The sequence below is a fragment of the Pseudocolwellia sp. AS88 genome (assembly GCF_030551755.1).
In the GTDB taxonomy this organism is placed as follows: Bacteria; Pseudomonadota; Gammaproteobacteria; order Enterobacterales; family Alteromonadaceae; genus Pseudocolwellia.
This window is the reverse complement of the sequence record NZ_JAUPEC010000009.1, coordinates 1-23,675: the sequence shown is the minus strand read 5'-3', so window position 1 is coordinate 23,675 and position 23,675 is coordinate 1. Positions and strand designations below refer to the sequence as shown.

20 protein-coding genes are annotated in these 23,675 nt (G+C 36.2%); 16 read left to right on the top strand and 4 right to left on the bottom strand.

Annotated elements, in window-relative coordinates; all coding sequences use genetic code 11:
* Positions 1-10: 10 nt before the first annotated feature.
* From Q5N69_RS08270 to Q5N69_RS08250, 5 genes are all read left to right on the top strand, one after another.
* Positions 11-358: a DUF6176 family protein gene (locus Q5N69_RS08270; protein ID WP_304368404.1), complete on the top strand. Its 348-nt coding sequence runs from the start codon at positions 11-13 to the stop codon at positions 356-358.
* A 10-nt stretch (positions 359-368) separates the two neighbouring features.
* Positions 369-731 carry a VOC family protein gene (locus Q5N69_RS08265; protein ID WP_304368403.1) on the top strand — a complete coding sequence of 121 codons (363 nt, stop codon included), beginning with the start codon at positions 369-371 and terminating at the stop codon, positions 729-731.
* A 139-nt stretch (positions 732-870) separates the two neighbouring features.
* Positions 871-1,377 carry a CreA family protein gene (locus tag Q5N69_RS08260; RefSeq protein ID WP_304368402.1) on the top strand — a complete coding sequence of 169 codons (507 nt, stop codon included), beginning with the start codon at positions 871-873 and terminating at the stop codon, positions 1,375-1,377.
* Positions 1,378-1,413: 36 nt separating this feature from the next.
* Positions 1,414-2,271, top strand: coding sequence for a hypothetical protein (locus Q5N69_RS08255; protein WP_304368401.1), 858 nt, complete (start codon positions 1,414-1,416; stop codon positions 2,269-2,271).
* Between the two features lie 89 nt (positions 2,272-2,360).
* The gene (locus tag Q5N69_RS08250) at positions 2,361-2,801 is read left to right on the top strand and encodes a CBS domain-containing protein (protein WP_304368400.1); all 441 of its coding nucleotides are present in this window, start codon (positions 2,361-2,363) and stop codon (positions 2,799-2,801) included.
* 128 nt (positions 2,802-2,929) lie between these two features.
* Here the strand turns inward: Q5N69_RS08250 and nfsA are convergent, their stop codons facing one another.
* Positions 2,930-3,667: an oxygen-insensitive NADPH nitroreductase gene (gene nfsA, locus Q5N69_RS08245; RefSeq protein WP_304368399.1), complete on the bottom strand. Its 738-nt coding sequence runs from the start codon at positions 3,665-3,667 to the stop codon at positions 2,930-2,932.
* 334 nt (positions 3,668-4,001) lie between these two features.
* Between nfsA and hrpA the strand changes: the two genes are divergently transcribed.
* The 4 genes from hrpA to Q5N69_RS08225 all read left to right on the top strand — a co-directional run bounded on the left by hrpA (position 4,002) and on the right by Q5N69_RS08225 (position 13,903).
* The gene (hrpA, locus tag Q5N69_RS08240; RefSeq protein ID WP_304368398.1) at positions 4,002-7,967 is read left to right on the top strand and encodes an ATP-dependent RNA helicase HrpA; all 3,966 of its coding nucleotides are present in this window, start codon (positions 4,002-4,004) and stop codon (positions 7,965-7,967) included.
* Positions 7,968-8,015: 48 nt separating this feature from the next.
* Positions 8,016-8,567, top strand: a complete 552-nt coding sequence (locus Q5N69_RS08235; RefSeq protein ID WP_304368397.1) for an NAD(P)H nitroreductase — start codon at positions 8,016-8,018, stop codon at positions 8,565-8,567.
* Between the two features lie 629 nt (positions 8,568-9,196).
* Positions 9,197-13,237: an ExeM/NucH family extracellular endonuclease gene (locus tag Q5N69_RS08230; protein ID WP_304368396.1), complete on the top strand. Its 4,041-nt coding sequence runs from the start codon at positions 9,197-9,199 to the stop codon at positions 13,235-13,237.
* A 69-nt stretch (positions 13,238-13,306) separates the two neighbouring features.
* On the top strand, positions 13,307-13,903 hold the full coding sequence (locus tag Q5N69_RS08225) for a cohesin domain-containing protein (protein ID WP_304368395.1): 597 nt from the start codon (positions 13,307-13,309) through the stop codon (positions 13,901-13,903).
* 148 nt (positions 13,904-14,051) lie between these two features.
* Here Q5N69_RS08225 and htpX read toward each other — a convergent pair whose 3' ends face one another.
* Entirely contained in the window at positions 14,052-14,930 is an 879-nt protein-coding gene (gene htpX / locus Q5N69_RS08220) for a protease HtpX (protein WP_304368394.1), read from the bottom strand.
* A gap of 279 nt (positions 14,931-15,209) precedes the next feature.
* Positions 15,210-16,610: an asparagine--tRNA ligase gene (gene asnS / locus Q5N69_RS08215; protein ID WP_304368393.1), complete on the bottom strand. Its 1,401-nt coding sequence runs from the start codon at positions 16,608-16,610 to the stop codon at positions 15,210-15,212.
* 154 nt (positions 16,611-16,764) lie between these two features.
* On the opposite strand from asnS, the gene Q5N69_RS08210 reads away from it, so the two are divergent.
* Entirely contained in the window at positions 16,765-17,127 is a 363-nt protein-coding gene (locus Q5N69_RS08210; RefSeq protein ID WP_304368392.1) for a hypothetical protein, read from the top strand.
* A gap of 128 nt (positions 17,128-17,255) precedes the next feature.
* Here the strand turns inward: Q5N69_RS08210 and bioA are convergent, their stop codons facing one another.
* Positions 17,256-18,566 carry an adenosylmethionine--8-amino-7-oxononanoate transaminase gene (gene bioA / locus Q5N69_RS08205; protein ID WP_304368391.1) on the bottom strand — a complete coding sequence of 437 codons (1,311 nt, stop codon included), beginning with the start codon at positions 18,564-18,566 and terminating at the stop codon, positions 17,256-17,258.
* Between the two features lie 142 nt (positions 18,567-18,708).
* Here bioA and bioB point away from each other — a divergent pair, with 142 nt between their 5' ends.
* From bioB to Q5N69_RS08175, 6 genes are all read left to right on the top strand, one after another.
* Positions 18,709-19,788, top strand: a complete 1,080-nt coding sequence (gene bioB / locus Q5N69_RS08200; RefSeq protein WP_304368390.1) for a biotin synthase BioB — start codon at positions 18,709-18,711, stop codon at positions 19,786-19,788.
* A gap of 19 nt (positions 19,789-19,807) precedes the next feature.
* The gene (locus Q5N69_RS08195; protein WP_304368389.1) at positions 19,808-20,956 is read left to right on the top strand and encodes an 8-amino-7-oxononanoate synthase; all 1,149 of its coding nucleotides are present in this window, start codon (positions 19,808-19,810) and stop codon (positions 20,954-20,956) included.
* Positions 20,946-21,731, top strand: a complete 786-nt coding sequence (gene bioC / locus Q5N69_RS08190) for a malonyl-ACP O-methyltransferase BioC (protein ID WP_304368388.1) — start codon at positions 20,946-20,948, stop codon at positions 21,729-21,731. Before Q5N69_RS08195 ends, bioC begins: the two co-directional genes overlap by 11 nt.
* Complete coding sequence (bioD, locus tag Q5N69_RS08185) at positions 21,724-22,392, top strand: dethiobiotin synthase (protein ID WP_304368387.1); 669 nt, start codon at positions 21,724-21,726, stop codon at positions 22,390-22,392. The genes bioC and bioD overlap by 8 nt, the downstream gene beginning before the upstream one ends.
* Before the next feature lie 105 nt (positions 22,393-22,497).
* Positions 22,498-22,770 carry a TMEM165/GDT1 family protein gene (locus Q5N69_RS08180; RefSeq protein WP_304368386.1) on the top strand — a complete coding sequence of 91 codons (273 nt, stop codon included), beginning with the start codon at positions 22,498-22,500 and terminating at the stop codon, positions 22,768-22,770.
* Between the two features lie 338 nt (positions 22,771-23,108).
* The gene (locus Q5N69_RS08175) at positions 23,109-23,603 is read left to right on the top strand and encodes a hypothetical protein (protein WP_304368385.1); all 495 of its coding nucleotides are present in this window, start codon (positions 23,109-23,111) and stop codon (positions 23,601-23,603) included.
* Positions 23,604-23,675: the final 72 nt, after the last annotated feature.

Genomic DNA, 23,675 nt, shown 5'->3' with positions numbered 1-23,675 from the left:
AGAGGTAAGAATGGAATCTAAGCTGTTAAAAATAAAACTTAACTCAAATTCGCGAACTAAACTAGATGAGCTAATCTTGTACATGCAAGAAAACATCGAATTCCCAAAAAACGAGATGGATCAAAAAGGTTATTACTGGGATTCTGTTTTTTATGAAAAACACTCTGAATTTGAATATATTTATATTGTGATCAAATCTAACGACTTTTCTAAAATCATGATGGATGAAGTTGGTCTTATTGAGACTCCATTTAGAGATGTGTATAACAAATTTAGAAATGAATGTTGGGCACCTGAACTGTATTTAGATATAGAACCAATCTTCTGTTTTAATTCGTCAATGACGTTTTCTGTTTAAAGGTGAATATATGAAAGTTGTAGACATACGCGTATTTATTCCAAGTAAGGATTATGAAGTTTCAAAACGTTTTTATCAGTCTCTCGGCTTTGAAATGGAACGTGCATCTGACGACTTATCTATATTTGAAAACAATGGCTCTACATTTTTCTTAAGTCGTCATTACAATGAAGACGTTAAAACTAACTTAATGTTGCAACTAGCTGTATCTGATATTGATGCTGTGTATGAAAATCTCTCGACTTTAACTGATTTTGATATTAAATATCAGCCAATAATAGTAGAACCATGGGGAAGAGTTATTTATCTTACTGGGCCTTCAGGTGAGCTTTGGCATATTACACAATTTCACCCAATTGAAGAGGAGTCGTAGGTTCTTACTGGGTTATTTATTCTGAGTGTGTAGTTATTCTGGATATTCCACATCTTCATTTGGCCGAATACTAAAATCAGCTAACTTCCTTGCCTAATATGGTTTACTATTTGTTTATATTAACTCTTTGGTGAACCTTATGAAAAATTTCTCATTCTCTGCGATCTCAAAATCTGCACTTGTTCCATCTGTTCTTGCTTTAGGTTTATTGGCGGGTTGTTCAGACAACGTAGGTAAAGTGAGCTTAGGCTTATTTACTACAAAAGATGTTGTTATTGAAGCAAAGCAAGATCCTATTATTTCTGGTGTAACTTGTCATATTAGTCATGTTGAAGCGAATCTAGATTTTAGTGATCCGTCTGATATGTCTATCGCTTGTCGACAAACAGGACCAATCACGGAAGAACAACTTAATAAAATCGACCGCTCTAAAGACGGCGATATTGTTTTTAAACAATCTAAAAGTATTTTATTTAAAAGCTTAAAAGTACGTAGAATTTACGATGCTGAACACAAAACCTTAATTTACCTGTCTTATTCTACAAAGGAGTCGAGTGGTAGCCATCATCATTCACTTTCAACTATCGCATTATTTAATACACAAGGTTGGAATTGGGCACTACAGCAGGCTAAAACGTCCAGTTAATCGCATGTTATAAATTAAAGAGAAACAAACACACTTATGATTTTAGATTTATTTAAAAATAAACCCGTAGTAGAAGACAGTGTTCATAATTGGGTTGCTGACACATTTTCATGGGCAATTACCCATTTAAACGGCGATTTTTTGAAGCATGAAAGCCAACTAATTCTTCCAACAAATGAATTTTTCCCGGGAAGAGTAACCAGTGTTCATGAAATGGCACAGCAAGTATTTAGTCAAACGGTTAAACATGCCGGAATGGAAAATTGGCCGCTTGTTCTTGTGGAGCCGCATCGTGCTTCAGCTAATGTAATCCCTAAGTTATCTACCAGCCGTTTACTACGTGGTCCTTCTGCGCTTGTATCTGTTGCTAATACTGATGGTTATGGCAGTGGAAATGCAGTAGAGGTTAGTTACGGTGGCGAGAGTTTGTCGAAAGATAATGCTAATAATCAGGTTATTGAAATTAGCTATAACCCAGCTCAAGTTAATCAACCACAAGACTTAGTGTCTTCTTTTGCACAAATACTGGCTTCGTTGTTAGTGATGCATTCACCTGAGTTACCACCAGGTGGCAAAGAGTATGTTCCTCAAGCTGTGGATCTGGTTGCTTGTTTTATGGGCTTTGGTGTTATATTTTCTAATACAGCCTTTCAGTTTAAAGGTGGATGTGGATCTTGTAATAATAGACAAGCGAATAGGCAATCTACATTAACTGAACTTGAAACGGTTTACTGTTTAGCCATGTTTTGTAAGTTAAAAAACATCGATAAAAGTAAGGTTTTACCACATTTAAAGGGGCATTTAAAAAGTTCTTATAAAGGTGCCGTTAAGCAATTAAATCAGTCTAATTCAGAATGTGAAGCAACTGCGTTATTATCATTAATAAAACAGTGAAAAATTAGGAAGTTTGTACAAATAAGGTCTACAGTTAATATATAGATAAAAATACTTAAAGATAATAAAAACAATATAGGACAATCGGTATGGAATCATTACAAGTACAACATTATATGAATCACTATCCTGTAACTTTTACGCCTGATATGGTGGTTCAAGACGCGTCACTAAGGTTTTTAAAAACAAAGCAAATCGGTGGGCCCGTTATTGACTCAAATAACCAACTTGTTGGGTTTTTATCTGAAAATGATGTGTTATCGAAGATGATAGATAGCATTTATCATAATAAGCACTTTGCCTATGTTTCTGAGATGATGCGTAAAGATGTATTAACTGTAAAACCTTACGACAGTGTGATGGAGCTTGGTCAAAGTATGCTGCAAAACAAACCTAAAGTTTATCCTGTTGTTGATGATGACGGTAACTTGTTAGGCACTATTTGTCGTAACGATGTTTTACGAGCAATTGATAAGCATGTACGCTCTGGTGAGATCGCTGACAAACTTAGCCACAAATCGACTGCTTAATGGTTTGATTTTAAGATATTAACGGTATTTAAAGTCTGACACTACGTTAACACTGATTATTCTAAATCAGTGTTAACGTTTATGATCTTATATAAGTTATTTTAAAACTTACTAAATATCGGCATTTACTAACATTTAACAAAGCCTTGTTTCTGTAAAAACTCTAACATATGTTCTCGTTTTTTCTTCTGAACTGCTTTTGCTGTTTGTTCTGACCAATTGCTTGAACGTTGATTAGAACCTCTTTCTTTATAATAATGTTCAATTTGTTCATCGTATGCTGCGATATCGCTTGCTGTTCTATCTTTATCGTAAGATTCATCATGCAAGATCACGTCAACTGGCAATCTAGGTTTAAGCTCAGGAATTGCATCAGGCCAACCCAAACATAAACCAAAAACTGGATAAACTTGATCGGGAAGATCTAAAAGCTCAGAAACCTTTTCAGGGTCATTTCTAATTCCACCAATAAATACAGCACCTAAACCTTCAGATTCAGCACCCAACATTAAGTTTTGCGCCATTAATGCTGCATCAACTGTGGCACTGATAAAGTGCTCAGTATTTCCTTCCAGCGCACCAAGTTCTTGATTTACACAGGCCATTTCAACACGTCTTAGATCTGCACAAATAATAAGAAACTCTGCAGCTGACTTAACCCAATGTTGACCACCCGCTACCGATGCGATAGTTTGGCGACTTGTTTTGTTGTTTACTCGAATGATTGAGTAAGCCTGAATAAAGCTAGAAGAGGCTGCACCTTGAGCATGCCTGATCAGTTCGTGTAAAAGTGTTGCATCTATTGGTTTGTCTGTGTACGAACGAATAGAGCGATGATTTAACTGAGCTTCTAAAATAGGATTCATAGCGAGATACTTCTCTAATTATTGAAAGTAATAAATGTGGATAATAAAAATTTTTGTAGTACAAACGTAACATTACAAACAGATTTATTTATGACGTTATTTATCATAACAAATCACTTTGCAGGGTTACAGTTTAGTCAAAATTTTTAACACTGAATATAAGCTCTTTTAAACTCGCTGATGGAGCTGTAAGTTGATAACAAACAAAATGAAATTGCTATTAACTCCATCGCTAATATAACCATAAAAGATAAAACAAATAAGGTTAACTTACTGCCATTTAAGGTAGAAACTGATATTATACAGGCAATATAAATAAGTATTAGAGCCTGTTGTGTCGTTAGAAGTCAGTTCAAATCCCATCCCAGAAATTCAATCTCTTTTTAATCTCTTAACCAAAGTCAAAGGCTGCGATAGAGCACGTTTAAAAAATAGATTAATAAATGCTAAAAAGCTGAGTGAAGGCGATAAAAAAAATAACGCGTTACTACAGGTGGCTTCTCTTATAGAAAAGTCTTTAGTTAATAAACAGCATAAAATCAGTAAGTTGCCTAAAGTATCTTATAATGAATCTTTACCTGTTTCACAAAACGTAGATCACATCAGCGAAACCATCAAAAATAATCAAGTTACTATTATTGCTGGTGAAACAGGCTCGGGTAAAACCACTCAAATCCCTAAAATTTGTTTAGAATTGGGTCGTGGTATTGACGGCATTATTGGTCATACTCAACCTAGACGAATTGCAGCACGTACAGTAGCAACACGTATTGCTGAAGAGTTAAATACTAAGCTTGGGACTTCTGTTGGTTATAAAGTTCGTTTTAACGATATGGTTGATGAACACAGTCATATAAAGTTAATGACCGATGGTATTTTATTAGCTGAAATGCAAACGGATCGTTTGTTACGTCAATACGATACATTAATTATTGATGAAGCGCATGAGCGTAGTTTAAACATCGATTTTATTTTAGGTTACTTAAAGCAAATACTACCTAAACGCCCAGACTTAAAAGTTATTATTACCTCTGCGACGATAGATCCTCAACGCTTCTCAAAACACTTTGACGATGCACCCATTATTGAAGTATCAGGTAGAACATTTCCTGTAGATATCTTGTACCGACCATTAAATGAGCCGCGAAGCGATGATTCAAATGAAGGTAGCTCACAACGTGATGATGCCGATGTTATTACAGGTATTTTAGATGCGGTAGACGAATTAACTGATGTAAGTAACGGCGACATTCTTATATTTTTAAATGGTGAACGTGAAATTAGAGATACAGCAAGCGCATTAGAAAAAGCGAACTTACGCCACACCAGTATTCTTCCATTGTATTCGCGCCTAACCGTGCAAGAACAAAATAAAATATTTCAGCCACACAGCGGTAGAAATATTGTTTTAGCGACCAACGTTGCTGAAACCAGCTTAACCGTACCTGGCATTAAATATGTAATTGACCCAGGTACGGCGCGTATTTCACGATATAGCTACCGAACTAAAGTACAACGTTTACCTATTGAAGCAATTTCACAGGCGAGTGCAAATCAACGTTCAGGTCGTTGTGGTCGTGTATCTGCGGGTGTTTGTATTCGTTTATATTCTGAAGAAGACTTTTTAGGGCGTCCTGAGTTTACTGATCCTGAAATTGTAAGAACAAACTTAGCAACCGTTATTCTACAAATGCTTGCGCTCGATTTAGGCGATATTTCTGACTTTCCATTTGTTCAACCACCAGATAGCCGTAACATAAACGACGGTGTTAAATTATTAGAAGAGCTCGCGGCTATTTCTTATCAAGGACGGGCGCAAGGTAAAGGTCAAAACACTAAAGGTCCGGTATTAACCAAAATAGGGCGCTTGCTTTCAAAGTTCTCTATTGATCCTCGACTTTCAAAAATGATTCTCACTGCAATCGACTTAGGTTGTATTGAACAAGTCCTGATTATCGTTAGTGCGTTAAGTATTCAAGATCCACGTGAACGTCCACATGAGAAACAACAAGCGGCTGATGAAAAGCATAATCGCTTTAAAGATCCCGAGTCTGATTTTATTAGTTTACTTAATTTATGGAATTATATTACCGATCAGCAAAAAGAATTAAGCAGTAACCAATTTAGACGTATGTGCCAAAAAGACTTTATCGCCTATATGCGTGTTCGAGAATGGCAGGATATATTCACACAATTAAAGTCTACCTTTAGAGATTTGAAAATACCGTTAACACGCATTGATTATGAAGCTGAAGGTAATCAAGACATTATTCATCAAGCTATACTTTCAGGGTTATTAAGTCATATAGGTCAGCTTGACGAAAACCGAGAATACAAAGGCGCGCGTGGCAGTAAGTTTTATATATTCCCAGGTTCTGGTGTCGCTAAAAAATCACCTAAGTGGATTATGGGGGCTGAACTTGTTGAAACTAGTCGTCTATTCGCCCGTATGGTGGGTAAAATTGATGCACAATGGATTGAACCTTTAGCGGATCACCTAGTTAAAAAGAGCTATAGCGAACCCCATTGGGAGAAGAAGCAGGGTGCTGTTATGGCATCTGAGCAAGTATCTCTTTATGGCTTGATTTTAGTGGCAAATCGAAAAGTTAATTTTAACAAAATTGAACCCGATACTTGTCGTGAGATCTTTATCAGAGAAGCCTTAGTTAACGGTGATTGCACCATTCAAGAAAACTTCTTCAAGGCAAACAAAGCACTTGTTGAAGAAATTGAAAACTTAGAGAAAAAAGCTCGACGCAAAGATTTCTTAATTGACGAGCAACACCTTGTAGATTTTTACTCATCTATATTGCCTGAACACATTAACTGTCAACGAAGTTTCTTATCGTGGTGGAAAAAAGAAAAGCAAACAAACGGTAAGCTACTGCATTTTACTCGAGAGTTTTTGTTAAACGAAAGTTCTGAAGAACTATCTAAAACTGAATACCCTGATACTTGGCAGCAAGACAATCTAACCTTGCCATTACAATATCACTTTACACCAGGCGATATAGACGATGGAATTAGCGTTATTATCCCTATCGGTATTCTTAACCAAGTTCACGACCATGGTTTTGATTGGTTAATTCCTGCTTTACGTTTTGATTTAGTGGTTGCGTTAATTAAAGGCTTACCTAAATCGCTACGCAGAAACTTTGTACCAGCACCTAATTATGCTGAAGCTTGTGTAATGGCGATGACTGACACTAATAAACCTTTAGTTGAAGTGCTTGAAAAACAATTACTGAGAATGACAGGCGTAAGATTACCTGAAAATTCTTGGGATCATATTGAATTGCCTGTGAATTTAACTATGAACTTCAAAGTATTAAATGAAAAAGGTAAGTTAGTTAAACAAGGTCGCGATCTTGATTTATTAAAAGCTGAATTGCAAGGCAAAGTAAAAGCTTCTATCAAGCAAGTCGCTGATAAAGGTATTGAACGAACAGATATCGAAACTTGGGACTTTAAAGACTTACCAACAGGCTACGAGAAGAAAGTTGCCAATATCACCATCAAAGCATTTCCAGCTTTAGTTGATAAAAACAAAAGTGTTTCAATTGAGTTATTCGAGCAACAAGAAATTGCCGAGCAAGCAATGTTGAAAGGTGCAAGTCGATTAATTTTACTTAACATTCCTTCGCCGATTAAATACTTACAAGAAAAGCTTCCAAATAAAGCTAAGCTGGGCTTGTACTTTAATCCGTTTGGCTCGATCACTGATTTACTACAAGATTGTATTGTGGCGGCTTGTCAGCATTTATTGCTTACTCATGGACCTTTACCACGCAGTGAACAAGAATTTACTAAAGCTAAAGATTACATACGTGCAGAAATAGCTGATTGCGTTTTAGACAGTGCAATTAAAGTTGAGAAAGCCCTAAGCACCGCGCACGATATTCGTAAAAAGCTTAAAGGTAATGTGAGCCTAAACATCATTCAATCTCATGGTGACATTAAGCAGCATTTAGAATCCCTTGTGTTTAAAGGTTTTGTTACCGAATCAGGGCACGACAAACTCGATGATATAAACAGATATTTACAAGCAATTATAAGACGTTTAGAAAAACTACCTATCGATCCTAATCAAGATAGATTAAAAATGATCGAAATTGAGAAAGCTCAAACGGCTTATCAAACGGTATTAAGTAAGCAGAAGAAAGGGCAGCCGTTATCAAAAGAGCTATCGGATGTTACTTGGATGTTGGAAGAATTAAAGGTGTCGTTATACGCACAAAACCTTAAAACACCTTATCCTATTTCTACTAAACGTGTGTTAAACCATTTAAAAGAGTTTTAAGCTAATACGATAAGTTTAAAATATAAAACCAAATACGAGAATAGATTAATGATGAACAGCACCGAATTACTTTTAACGCGTCAGTCTAACCCACATTTATGTGAACCAGCACCAGCAGGTGAAGATTTACATAATATTTTAAGTGCTGGTATGCGAGTGCCTGATCATGGTGGTCTTATGCCTTGGCACTTTACTGTTGTAGAAGGTGATGGTTTACATAAGCTTAGTGAGTATTTTGTTAATGCTGTGCAGTTAGAAAGTAATGATGAAGCCAAACTTGAAAAAACACGCAATATGCCTTTTAGAGCACCATTAATTATTATTGTAAGTACTAAATATCAAGAACATAAAGTTCCTAAACAAGAACAATTAGTTGCTGCTGGTTGTTGTGTACATGCAATGCAAATGATGGCATTTAGTTTAGGTTTTGGTGCAGTATGGCGAACTGGAGATTTAAGCTATAACAATTCAGTTAAATATGCGCTGAATGTTGATAGACAAGATGACATTGTTGGCTACTTATATATTGGAACAGAAAAAAAGGTTAGACCCGCTAAACCTGCTAAGCCTTACGAAGATTGTGTGACTTATTTGAAATAATCTCATTTGAGATAAGCTATTTTACTTTATAATTAGCTTTAAGCGTTTACTTGCAAGGATGCAGGTATCTGGTTTATATCTGCAATAAAAAATCCTTGTTAACCACATAGATTTTATCATCCCTACATTATGTTCTCATGTAAAATCCCTAACTGATCATAATACATTCATTAGTCAAAAATCGATTATTGTGATTTAAAGGTAAATAATTCAATTGTGCAAAGTAAAATACTTGTTAACATTTTTGTTTTACGTATTTTCTGCATTTTATTGCTAATAGCCAGCTATATCAGTAGCTGGCTTTTTTATGCCTATTACTTTCTCAACTCTGAGTTTTTTTGACCTTCCAAAGTGTGCGTCTCGGTAAGCTATGCGTGGTATGGCTTAGCGGGGTTTTGTTTTAATTTTATACAGTTTTTATTTTTTGTCTATTTGGTTAGTTAGATGAAAATTATTCATGTGACATAAAGACTGCATACAATTATAAAGTAGACTATATAGTCAGGTTTTTGTATTGTGTAATATATCAATAACATTAATGTAACAATTTTACGTCATTATTTACATCAATATGGAGTTTGTTTTCATACCTGGTTTTATTTTAATTAAGTTATCATTTGGAGTGTTCAATGTTTAAGAAAAAGACTGTTACAGTCGATACATTAGTACCAAGATCAACTCGGTTTATGCATACAAAAAGTAAAGTCGCTTTATGTATATCGTCTGCGTTATTAATTAGTTCATCTGCTTTCGCAGAAGACCTATGGAGCGAAAACTTTAATGATGCAGCATTAGATAACAAAGGTGCTGTTAATTCTACTATTGATATGTCTGGCGTTGATCGTTGGTCTATCGATATTAGTAATGCATCATTAACGGCAACTTCTGATTGGTTTAAAGTAACCAATGCAGTTATGGAAGCTAGAGATGTTGACGGTGTTGTAGAATGGATTTCTGAAACAATTGATATTTCAAATAAAACGGATATTAAATTATCTGTTTTAGCTGAAGAAGATGGAACACACGAAGCAGATGACTTTTTTGACTTATATTACTCTGTAGATGGCGGCGCATTTGTTCAAGTGACTAACTGGCAAGGTTTAGGTAGCACGGAACATACATTAATTGACGATTTTACTTCTACAACTGTAGAAGCCGATATTGCTGAAGGTTCTTCTTTAGTTATTAAAGTTGCGATGCAAAATGGTGCAGGTTCTGAGTACATCAGATTAGATGATGTGCTAGTAACTTCTCAGGGTGATAGCGATGGAAGTGAAGACGGTGACGATGGTATAGATGACGGAACAGGCGAAGTTGATGAGACTCCAGATTCAGACATTATTACTAATGCTTGTTTTAACTGTCCTGATTTAGAGAAAATAGCAGATGCTTCAGCTTTTGATGATTCTGCATATTATGCTCATGTATTTGATGCTGTTGACTCTGAACAATCACAAGAAATTATTAAAGAAAGAATTACTGCTGCAATTTCAGATAATCACAAAAATCTTACCTATTCAGAAGCATGGACTGCATTAACACAAACTGATGAAGATCCATTAAACAGTGAAAACGTTATTTTATTCTACCGTGGTATTTCACTAGCTAAGTTTTCAAATGGTAGTGGTTCACAATCTTCAGATCAAGATAACTGGAACCGTGAGCACGTTTGGGCTAAAAGCCATGGTTTCCCTGAAACAAGTGCTGAAGCTTATACAGATATCCATCATTTACGTCCTACCGATATTTCAGTTAACTCTTCTCGCGGTAACTTAGACTTTGACTTTAGTGACGGTGCTTTAGCTGAAGCACCGGAAAACAGAGTAGACAGTGATTCTTTTGAACCACGTGATGCTGTTAAAGGTGATGTAGCACGTATCGTTTTCTATATGGATACTCGTTACCAAGGTAATGACTCTGGAACACCTGATTTAGAAGTAGTTAATAGACTAACCTCTACTGGTGAAGCAAACTTAGGTAAGCTATGTGCTTTACTAAGCTGGAATGAAAGTGATCCTGTTGATGAGTTTGAACAAGAACGCAACAACCGAATTTACGAATTCCAAGGCAACAGAAACCCATTTATCGATCATCCAGAATGGATTTCAAAAATTTATACCCAAAGTTGTACTGACGAAGAAGTAACAGAGCCAACAGATCCTGAACCAGAACCAACAGATCCAGAGCCTACCGACCCAGCTCCAGGTGGTGCCGATTTATTCATTTCTGAATACGTAGAAGGTAGTAGCTTCAACAAAGCTGTTGAAATTTACAATCCAACACTAACAACAATCGATTTAACTGGTTACGAATTTAAACTGTATTCAAATGGTAGTGTAACGCCATCAACCACTGTTAGTTTAACAGGTGAGTTAGCTTCTGGTGATGTACTCGTTTTAGGTAACAGCCAAGCGACTGAAGAGTTAGCAAGTAAAATAGATGTATTTACTGGTGCTGCTAACTTTAACGGTGATGATTACATTGAATTAACTAATGGCGATAATATTATCGATTCAGTAGGTGTATTTGGTGTAAGAGAAAGCTGGGGTGGTAACGTTACGTTAATCAGAAAATCTTCAATCACTCAAGGTGATTCAGACAGAACTGATACATTCTCAGTTGATACTGAGTGGGATTCTGAACCAAGTGATACCTTTACTTTCATCGGTTCACATAATGTACTTCCAGGTGAAGTAACAGACCCAACTGATCCGACAGATCCTGAAGAACCAACTGAACCTACATTACCATTAGGTTCATGTAGTGACACAGCCGATTACATTAACGTAATTCAAGGTTCTGGCGACGCTTCACTATTCGCGGGCGAAACTAAAGTTATTGAAGGTGTTGTTACTCTTGTTGATAACTCACTAAATGGTTACTTTGTTCAAGAAGAAGCCGCAGACCAAGATGGATTATCTGAAACTTCTGAAGGTTTATTTGTTTTAGACGAAAACTCATCGGCAATGCCAACAGTAGGTAACAGAATTCGAGTACAAGGTGTTGTTGAAGAATCTTTCGCAAGAACTCAATTAACAGCTTCTACTACTTACACTGATTGTGGTGTAGGCGAATCTATTTCTTCTCAATCAATTAGCTTACCTGTAGATAGCTTTGCTGATTGGGAAAAAGTTGAAGGCATGTTAATTACTGTTTCTCATGATTTAAGTGTATCAGATTCATTCACATTAACTCGCTTTGGTGAACTTACTTTATCAAATGGTCGTTTACTTAAACCAACGAATGTTTACGCAGCAGATAGTACTGAAGCCATTGCTTTAACTGACAGAAACAGCCGTAACAGACTTATATTAGATGATATGAATAGCTCGCAAAACCCTGAGGTTGTGCCTTTTCCTTCATCTCCTTTAAGTTACACAAATACTGTACGTTTAGGCGATACAGTGAGTAATTTAACTGCTGTTATTGATTACAGTTTTGGTAGCTACCGTGCATTGCCTGTAGGTGCTCCTCAATTTATCGCAACTAACAATCGTACTAACGAACCAGAGTTTTCAAACGTTGGTTCTTTAAAAATTGCTAGCTTTAACGTATTAAACTACTTTAATGGCGATGGTTTAGGTGGAGGTTTCCCAACTGAACGTGGTGCTGATACTGCAGAAGAATTTACACGTCAAAGTGATAAAATCGTTGCCGCATTAGTTGCTATAAACGCTGATATTGTTGGTTTAATGGAAATCGAAAACGATGGCTATGAAGCGAACAGTGCAATTAGTGATTTAGTAACTAAATTAAACTCACAAATGGGTGAAGGTACTTATAGCTATGTTAACCCTAACATGTCGACTTTAGGTACAGATGCTATTGCGGTTGGTTTAATTTATAAACCTGCAAACGTATCACTTGAAGGTTCTGCAGTAACAACAACAGAAACTCCATTTAATACCAGTAACCGTCAACCATTAGTTCAAACGTTTAAAGAAATAGCGAGCAATGAAGTATTAACTGTTGCTGTTAACCACTTTAAATCGAAAGGTAGCTGTGGCAGTGCAACAGGTGGTAATGCTGATTCAGGTGATGGCCAAGGCTGTTGGAATGAATTAAGAACACAAGCTGCATCTACATTAACTGCTTGGTTAGCAACACAGCCAACAGGTACTGCTGATACTGATGTGATCATCATGGGTGATTTAAATGCTTATGCTAAAGAAGACCCTATCCTTGAGATTGAAAATAACGGTTACCAAAACTTAGTTGAAAAATCATTAGGTCATAATGGTTATTCTTATAGCTTTGATGGTGAGTTAGGTTATTTAGATCACGCTCTTGCTTCAGATACATTAACAAGCCAAGTACTTGAAACAACGGTATGGCACATTAATGCTGATGAACCAGGTTCGTTTGATTACAACACTGAGTTCAAAACAGATAGTCAAATCACTAGTTACTATGGCAGTGACGCATACCGTGCTTCTGATCATGATCCAGTTGTTATTTCACTAGCGCTTAGCTCAGAACAAGCTTTAGTAGGTGACTTTGATGCTGATGGTGATATTGACCGTAATGACGTTGTAGCTTTCACCTTGTTAGTAAGACAAGGCGAAGCGACTGATATGGCGAACGATTTTAATAATGACGGTGTTGTTAATACATCAGACGCTCGTTCATTAATGTCGTTATGTACACGTAGCCGTTGTGCAACTGAATAAAAAATAAAAGTAAATATCCCCTCTGTTTTAGAGGGGATTTTAATAACAAAATATCCTTAGGAATATAAAATGAAAAAATTAATCGCGTTATTCGCAACAGCACTTATTTCTTTAAGTTCACAAGCAACATTATTAAGCATCGATCTTGATAATACTGACTATCAAGTAGGTGATACTTTACAAGCAAACGTAATAATTTCAGATATTGAACAAGACTCTTTAGGTTTTCAAAAACTATTAGGTTCGTTTGATTTCGACCTATTATTCGATAGCTCTATACTTGCTTACCAATCAACAACTTTTGGTAGCTTTTTAGATGTTGACCCTTCCTTTGCCAGTGATCAATTTGATGCTGATTTAGGTATGGGTGATTTGTATGTGTCTGAAATTAGTTATGCTTTTAGTGATGATTTATTTGCTGCTCAAGATGGTCAATCAAGCTTTCTTTTAGCTTCGGTAAGTTTTGATGTTTTAGCTGATGGTCTGAACACATTTAACTTTGCTGATATCCTTTTAGCTGATGACTTTGGTGATGATTTCTCTTCAGTATCTTCATCAGGCACAGAAGTTATTGTTGGTGGCGCTACATCTGTTCCAGAAATGCCTTCTTTAGCTATTTTTGCTTTAGGTTTAATTGCTCTTGTTGTTCGTCAACGTAAAGCATAAGACTTGTCAAGATGGATGCAGAATAGATAAATGGCTTAACGCATAAACTAGCCAAGCTATACAACAAAATATTAAAGCCCTTAAACTAATAATAGTTTAAGGGCTTTTTTGTTTTTCAGTGTAGTCTTAACATTAAATCTACATAATTTTACTCTTGGTTATCTCTAAGCGCTTTAATACGCACATCAAGCGGTGGATGACTTGCAAATAAACTTAAAAACTTAGCTTTATTATTAATACCAAATGCCATCATAGAGCCTTCAAGTTGACTTTCTTGGCTACGTTTTAATTTCTCTAAAGCACCAATCATAGCTTGTTTACCTGCAAGTTGAGCACCTCCAATGTCGGCTCTAAACTCACGTTTTCTTGAAAACCAAGCTACAACTATACTGGCTAAAACACCTAAAACCATTTCTAAAATAAACACTACAGCAAAATAAGCAATTCCGCCTAAGCCGCCACCTTGGTTATTATTGCTACGAGTTGCGTTATCAATAACGCCTGCTATTAAGCGCGCTAAAAATATAACAAAAGTGTTCATTACACCTTGCACTAAAGTTAGAGTAACCATATCACCATTAGCTACGTGGCTAATTTCATGACCGATCACCGCTTCAGCTTCAGCTTGGCTCATGTTTTCTAATAACCCAGTGCTTACAGCAACTAGCGCATTGTTTTTGTTAGCGCCCGTTGCGAATGCGTTCATATCTGGCGACTGATATAGCGCTACTTCAGGCATACCAATACCTGCTTTATCTGAATAGCGTTTAACCGTATCTAATAACCACTTTTCTGTATTATTTTGTGGTTGTTCGATCACATAAGCGCCTACAGAACGTTTTGCCATCCATTTAGACATAAGTAATGATATAAAAGCACCACCGAAGCCAAACACCATAGCGAGCATTAATAAGCCACCTAAACCTTGTCGGTCAATACCAAACACTGACATTAAGATACTAAGGGTAACGCTGAGCACTAACATTATCGCTAAGTTAGTTAATAAAAATAATACAATACGTTGCATTTTTTAACTCCGAATTAAATGATTCAAAGACATAATATGTCTTAATTAAGAGAAAACAACTGTTTTTCTAAAATAATTATAGATAGATCGTTATTAATTTAGCTAAAGCGTCAGTTGAGAGCCTAATAAGGTGAATAGGGCTGTGATATTAGATATAACGATAAAATAGATGGGTATGAGATAAATGCCTAGGATTATAAAAGCATTAGATTTTTAATTATAAAACAAAAAAAACGCCAATTAAGGCGTTTTTTTATTTTATAAAGTAGCTATTAAAAATTAAAATGCTGCGTTATTTGGTGTTCTTGGGAATGGGATAACGTCACGTACGTTCTGCATGCCTGTAGCATAAGCAACTAAACGCTCAAAGCCTAAACCAAAACCAGAATGAGGAACTGTGCCGTAACGACGTAAATCGCGATACCAGCCGTAATCAGAAATATCTAGGTTCATTTCTTCTAATCTAGCATCTAAAACGTCTAAACGTTCTTCACGTTGACTTCCGCCAATGATCTCGCCAATACCAGGAGCAAGAATGTCCATAGCAGCAACAGTTTTGCCATCGTCATTTAAACGCATGTAGAACGATTTAATATCTTTAGGGTAGTTTTGTAAAACTACTGGACCATTAAAGTGTTCTTCAGCTAAATAACGTTCATGTTCAGAGTTTAAATCAACACCCCATGAAACTGCGTTTTCAAACTTCTTCTCACAATTTTCTAAAATGGTAATTGCATCTGTATAATCAAGACGAACAAAGTCGGTATTGATTACAGAATTTAAACGGTCAATAACCGTCTTATCTACACGTTGTTGGAAGAATGCCATGTCGTCAGCACGTTCATCTAAAACGGCTTTGAACACATACTTCAACATTTCTTCAGCTAAATCAGCCGCGTCAGATAAATCAGCAAACGCGATTTCAGGTTCAACCATCCAAAATTCAGCTAAATGACGCGTAGTATTAGAGTTTTCTGCACGGAACGTAGGACCAAACGTATATACTTTAGATAAAGCACATGCGTAAGTTTCAACGTTTAATTGTCCTGAAACTGTTAAGAATGTTTCTTTACCGAAGAAGTCTTGTTTGTAATCAACTTCGCCTTTGTCAGTACGCGGTAAGTTTTCCATGTCTAATGTACTTACACGGAACATTTCACCAGCGCCTTCACAGTCACTACCTGTAATAAGTGGAGTGCTTATCCAGAAGTAACCTTTGCTATGTAAAAAGCGATGTACAGCTTGTGCTAAGGTATTACGAACACGAGTTACCGCGCCACCAATGTTAGTACGAGCACGTAAATGAGCTTGCTCACGTAAAAATTCAATACTATGACGTTTAGCTGCCATTGGGTAAGTATCTGGGTCTTCAACAAAACCGTATACTTCGATAGCTGTAGCTTGAATTTCAAATGCTTGGCCTTGGCCAGGAGATTCAACTAAAATACCGGTAACTTTAACGGCACAACCTGTAGTTAATTTTAAAACATCAGATTGGTAATTTTCTATGTCACTAGAAACAATCGCTTGAATCGCATCAAAACATGAACCGTCATGAATGGCTAAAAATGAAATACCTGCTTTTGAATCACGGCGTGTACGGATCCAACCATGTACTGAAACTGTTTCGTTAACAGGCGACTTTCCTGCTAAAACGTCAGTAATTGATATGAGTGACATTAATCGACCTCTTTGTCTGTCAAAATTGCTCTAAAGTTAAGGTGTGATATGTTACCGTGCATTATATGATTAACAAGTAAAAAATGTTAATACCTGCTATAAAATTGAATAAATAGCTAAAGAAATAGTTAATTTAGAGCATTTACGAGTAAATATGGATACTAAGCAAGAAAACAGAAGAAAATCACCCGACAAATGGGTGTTAGTTGTACGCACTTTAACCATAGTAAGTTGGGTGTTATTTATATTTGCATTGGGGATGTCTTATTACGCTGCACCCGAAAAAGACTATGGGCTTGTTCGTTATCATAGCTTAGAGATTCGTAAATTCTGGTTGATCCCTTTAACGGGATATTTGTATGCCGCACTTTGGTTAAGTGCTTTATTTAGTTATTTCAGTTTAATTGTTCACAAGTTTCGATCGAGAAGAGAAACAGATAGTAAAAACTTCAATCTACTATTATTGATGGTGATTTCGGTTGCTTGGGCTGTTTATATTTTAATTAATCTTAGGTAGCTTGGTAAGTAATCTTTGAACGGATTAAGCTATTTTACTTAATGCTTTTTAAGAACAGCATATTAAGTCCTTTAAAGGTAAAAGGTTTACCGCATAACGATTTGCAGTAAACCTTACTTTATTACCAGTTAAGCAAAACAAGCCTCTTCATTTAAAACTGTCGCAATAGCTCCAACTAGTTTTTTAAGATCTTCATTAGTAGAAATAAGTGGTGGCATTATATAAATAAGCTTACCAAAAGGGCGGATCCACACACCTAATTCAACAAAGCGTTTTTGAATGTTTGCCATATTTACTGGCGTTACCGCTTCTACAACACCAATACTACCTAGCACTCGAGTTGCATGAACACGCTTATTTTCACTAAGAGGTAATAGTTGTTCCTGCAAGCATTTTTCGATGCGGTTTATGTTAGATTTCCAATCACTACTTTCAAGTAAACCTATACTCGCATTAGCAACAGCACATGCTAATGGATTACCCATATAGGTTGGGCCATGCATAAAGCAGCCAGCTTCTGATTGGCTTATACCTTCAGCTATTTCGTTCGTACAAAGTGTGGCGGCTAATGTAATGTAACCACCAGTTAAGGTTTTACCTAAACACATAATGTCGGGACTAATTTCTGCCCATTCACAAGCAAATAGCTTTCCTGTTCTGCCTAATCCAGTGGCTATCTCGTCAGCAATAAAAAGCACTTGGTATTGATCACATAATGCGCGACAGGCTTTTAAATATTCTGGATGATAAAAACGCATACCGCCAGCGCCTTGAACAATCGGCTCTATAATAAAAGCGGCTATATTGCTGTGATTATCTTTAAATAACTGTTCTAGCTCAGCAATATCATCGTTATTGCCGTTGGCATTCCATTCTTCATCAATACTGGTTTGAGGCGCTGGAGCAAAATAATGCTTGGTGAGTACCTGATCAAACATATGATGCATGCCGTTAACAGGATCACAAACAGCCATGGTTGCAAAAGTATCACCGTGATAACCATTTTTAACAGTAAGCATTTTGTTTTTGTTAGGTTGTCCTTTAGCCCCCCAATATTGAATTGCCATTTTCATTGCTACTTCAACAGCTACCGAGCCACTGTCAGATAGAAATACCTTATCTAAACCTTCAGGCGATAAACGTATTAATTTTTTACAGAGTTCAATAGCAGGCTTATGGGTTAAACCGCCAAACATAACGTGAGACATGTTTTTACTTTGTTCAACTAATGCTTCATTAAGAACAGGGTGGTTGTAACCATGCAGAACAGACCACCAAGATGACATACCATCGGTAAGTTGCTCGCCTGACGCTAAATTAATGGTTACACCATTAGCTGATTCCACCATAAAACTTGGTAGGGGATTAGTCATGGATGTATAAGGGTGCCATATGTGATCTCGGTCGAAGATCAAATCATCTGTATATAAATTAGACATTTGTTAACTTAATTCTCGTTAGTATGTTTACAAGTAAAAATTGGTGGTAGACTACGCGCAAATAAAAAGAGATGCAATATGCGCTAGCGCATGGATTACACCTCACCATCAGCAATTTACTCGTAAGAAGAAAAGGTATTCTATGTCTGTACAGCTTAATTCGTTAAATATGTTAAAAGAGTCTGATCAAGTTGTCCGTCACGATTGGACTAAAGAAGAAGTTCAAGCCTTATTCGATATGCCTTTTAACGACCTAATGTTCGAAGCGCAAACAGTTCATCGCAAAAACTTTAACGCTAATGAAGTACAAGTGAGTACTTTGTTATCAATAAAAACCGGTGCTTGCCCAGAAGATTGTAAATACTGTTCGCAAAGTGCTCGTTACAAAACAGACATTGATAAAGAAAGATTAATGGCTGTTGAAAAAGTATTAGAAGCTGCTGAAAAAGCTAAACAACAAGGTTCAACCCGTTTTTGTATGGGGGCTGCATGGAGAAATCCAAAAGAGCGTGATATGCCATTAGTTGTTGAAATGGTTAAAGGCGTTAAAGCTATGGGTTTAGAAACTTGTATGACTTTAGGTATGTTATCTGAAGATCAAGCTGACGAATTACAAACTGCTGGCCTAGATTACTACAATCATAACTTAGATACCTCGCCAGAGCATTACAACCAAATTATAACTACCCGTACTTACCAAGATCGCTTAGATACTTTAGGCAACGTTCGTAAAGCCGGTATGAAAGTATGTAGTGGCGGTATAGTGGGTTTAGGTGAAGATGCTAAAGACCGTATTTCTTTGCTTATTCAATTAGCTAACCTTTCTCCACAACCTGAAAGTGTTCCAATTAACATGTTAGTTAAAGTTGAAGGTACACCTTTAGCGGATGTTGATGATTTAGATCATTTCGACTTTGTTCGTTGTATTGCTGTAGCACGTATTATTATGCCAAAAAGCCATGTACGTTTATCTGCTGGTCGTTCAGAAATGAATGAACAAATGCAAGCCATGTGTTTTTTAGCCGGTGCTAACTCAATCTTTTACGGATGTAAGCTATTAACGGCTGACAACCCTGAAACAAACTCTGACGTTGCCTTATTCAAAAAACTAGGTATTAACACTGAAACGATTGACAGCATTACTGAACAAGAGCAAATGCTGAAAGTTAAAACTGCTATAATTGATCAGCAAAATAGTGATTTATTTTATAACGCTAACTAATATTTAAGTTGTATTTATAGTGGCTTTTAGCTTTATTGAGCAAAAATTAGCGCAACAACGAGAACACGCTTTGTATAGAAGTACAAAGTGTGTTGAATCTCAAAACGCGAGAGAAGTGTCTATAGCAGGTAAAACCTACTTAAACTTTTCATCTAATGATTATTTAGGTTTAAATAATCACCCAGAAATCAATAAAGCCATGCAAGAGGGTGCTGATAGGTTTGGCACTTGTGCAAGTGCCTCAAGTTTGATTACTGGTTATCACTATGCGCATCAATCACTTGAGAACGACATATGTACTTGGTTAAACAAACCTAAATGTTTATTGTTTTCTAGTGGTTTTGCTGCAAATCAAGGTGTACTCGATGCGTTGGGTGAGCCTAATACCAACTATTGGTTAGATAAACTTAGCCATGCTTCGTTAATTGATGGTGCTTTAGCATCAAAAGCGCGCACTAAACGCTTCTTACACAACGACATGCAACAACTTGATACGTTTTTAAGCTCGTCTCCAGAAAAAGATAACGTCATAATCTCTGAAGGCGTTTTTAGCATGGATGGCGATCAAGCTAATTTAAGCAGCATTAGTCAACTCGCTAAAAAACATAAAGCGTTAACTTATATAGATGACGCCCATAGCATAGGTGTAAAAGGTAAATTTGGTGAAGGTAGTTTAAGCCAAGCACCAATAGACATGGTAATGGCAACATTTGGTAAAGCATTGGCGACCAGTGGCGCTTTTGTTGTTTGTAATGAAGACATTTACGAATACCTCGTAAACTTCTCTAGACATTACATATATTCAACAGCCATTTCGCCTGCCGTTGCTTGGGCAACTAAAGCCAGTATTAAGCTGGCTCAGCAAGAACAGTGGCGCAGAGACAAAATTAGTGAATTAAGTTATTTATTATCTACTACACTTAATAACGACATAGAATTAATAAAAACTGAATCTTCAATTCACGCGATTGTTTTAGGTTCAGCGAGCAAAACATTGAACACGAGTGAAAAACTGAAAGAAAATGGAATTTGGGTTACCGCAATTCGTCCTCCCACGGTTGCAAAAAACAGCTCTAGGTTACGTGTTACTATAACTGCATCTCATAATGCAAACGATATCAAATATTTAGCAAGTAATATTAACAAGGCCTTTTTAAATGGGAAATAACTTCAGTAGGACTAAGATTGCTCGTTCTTTCAGTTCAGCAACACACTCTTACGATGTTTCTGCACGTTTGCAACGTTACACAGGCAAACACTTAATGTCTAAACTACCTAAGCGAAGCGACTTAACGGTTGTTGATTTAGGCTGTGGTACAGGCTTTTTTACTAATATTTTAGCAAGTAAATACAAGCAAGTTATCGGTGTGGATATTTCAAAAGATATGCTTAAATTTGCTGAAGAAAAATCAACACATGAAATTAAATGGATAGAAGCGGATGCTTTTAAACTTCCTATTGAAGATGAAAGTGTTGATGTTATCTATTCAAATTTAATGATTCAATGGTGTAATCCATTAAGTGATTTACTTACCGAAATGACTCGTATACTAAAACCCGGTGGCCTGTTTGTTTTCAGCACACTTGTTGAAGGTACTTTATATGAGCTTAAATCTTCTTGGAAACAAGTTGATGACGAACCACACGTATTAGACTTTAAACCAAAAGATACACTTGTTAATACTTTTGATGGTTCTCAATTTAAATTATTAGACAGTCAGGTAAAAGACATTGCGTTAGAATATGAAAACGTAATGCACTTACTACACGAGTTAAAAGGTTTAGGTGCTAATCATGTACCTAATCAAAGAAAGAAAGGTTTATCAGGTAAAGATAAATGGAAGAAAATGACAGAACACTACGAAGACTTTAGAGAACCAAATGGCGTATATCCAGCCACTTATTCAGCATATTCAGGGGTTGCAGTAAAACTTAATGTCTAAATTTTTTATAACCGCCACAGATACCGATGCAGGAAAAACATTCGTAGCCACCGCCTTAGTTAAAGCTTTAGTAAACACAGGAAAAACTGTAGCTGTATACAAGCCTATTTCAGCAGGCTGTGAAGTTATTGATGGTGAGCTTATTAACGAAGATGCATTTTTATTACAGCAAGTGGCTAACAGTAATCAATCTATCTCGAATGTAAATCCCATTGCTTACGAAGAGCCTATTGCACCTCATATTGCCGCAGCGAAATCTAATCAAAGTATTACCGTTGAAGATGTATTACAACATTACACAAACGTTACCTCATTAAATGCCGATATTACCTTAACTGAAGGTGCTGGAGGGTGGCGCTTACCCTTAGGTAATGGCAAATATTTATCTGAATTTGTTCAACAATCAGAACAAAAAGTTATTCTAGTGGTAAATATGAAATTAGGTTGTTTAAATCACGCAATATTAACGTACGAAAGTATATTATCTGACGGACTAGAATGCGTTGGTTGGGTAGCGAATACTTTTGAGGGTATGAACTATTTAGAAGAAAATATCACTGAGCTAATGTCTTTAATCAAAGCCCCCATGATTGCAAGATTAAACAATGAAATAAGTACAGATATAGCCGCAACTAAGTTTGATTTAAGCTTATTAACTTAAAGAGTTATTAAAACGTTTAAATTGTTTAAATAACTTACCAAAGAAAAATTTTATAAACATCTACCCAAAATAAAGAAATGGGTAATTTTGAGAGAGAAAAGACAGATGGATTGGAAAATATTTTTAACTATATTTGCTTCCGTTTTTATCGCTGAGCTAGGAGACAAAACCCAACTTGCTACCATGCTATTTGCAGCAGATAAAGAAGTTAGCAAATATACTGTATTCTTAGCAGCATCAGCCGCATTAATTGTAGCGACAGCAGTAGGGGTGTTAGCTGGAAGCCTTTTATCTGAATACATCAATGAAAAATATTTAAATTATTTCGCAGGTGCAGGCTTTATTATTATAGGTGCTATTACACTTTATAAAGCGTAAAACACTCAGTTTAATCACCATAACGCAATAAAAGTATAGATATAAAGTTGATAGTTACTTAAAGCTCAAACGTTTTGTTAGAAATATCTGATTTTTAATTACAAGGTAACTGTAAATACATACAGATACCTTGTAATCCTTCTTTCTACAACAAAGCAGGATTACATCCTCCTTTCACACATCAACCAGTTACGATTGGATTTTTAACTAATTGATCTATAATTGATAATCGAGTAATGTTTATATTAATTATAAATTGTTGATGATTGTTGGCCTTTGTAGAAAGGCGGATGGCATCCTCATATTAAACTGTTATAAATCTCAAGGAGTTTCGGAGTATGGATTCAAATTATAGTGGAATTATAGGTGGCATTATTGCTGTAATTCTATGCACAATCGTTTCATCAAAAATCAGTCATAAAACATCAGATGGCCAATTAAAATTTGGAGTTTTGATTTCTGGTTTATTTTGGTGTTGTTTAGCTTTTTCGTTAGGCTGTTTATATGTTTTATTGTTTACTGAATATAACCATGAACGAGACTTTTACCCTTTAATTGGCTTAATCGTTGGTTTTGGTATCGGTGCAATTTATTCGTTTGGTGAAGCATTCAGGGTTCATGGTCGCTTTGATGAAACATCAATTCAATTTCATACTCCTTGGACTGGATCAAAAGATGAATTGTGGGTTAATTTAAAACAAGTAAAGTTTCACTCAACCCCTAATTGGTATACTTTAACTTTTGAAAGTGGCGCCAAAATAAGGTTGTCTGCATTATTAGGTGGTCATGGTTTAGTTATCGACCACGTTAAGTCATTAGGTCACGATTTATAAATCGGGTAGCCGGAGGTATCTAACCTCCAGCCCCCACACCACCCTGCATGCGGCTCCGCACAGGGCGGTTCA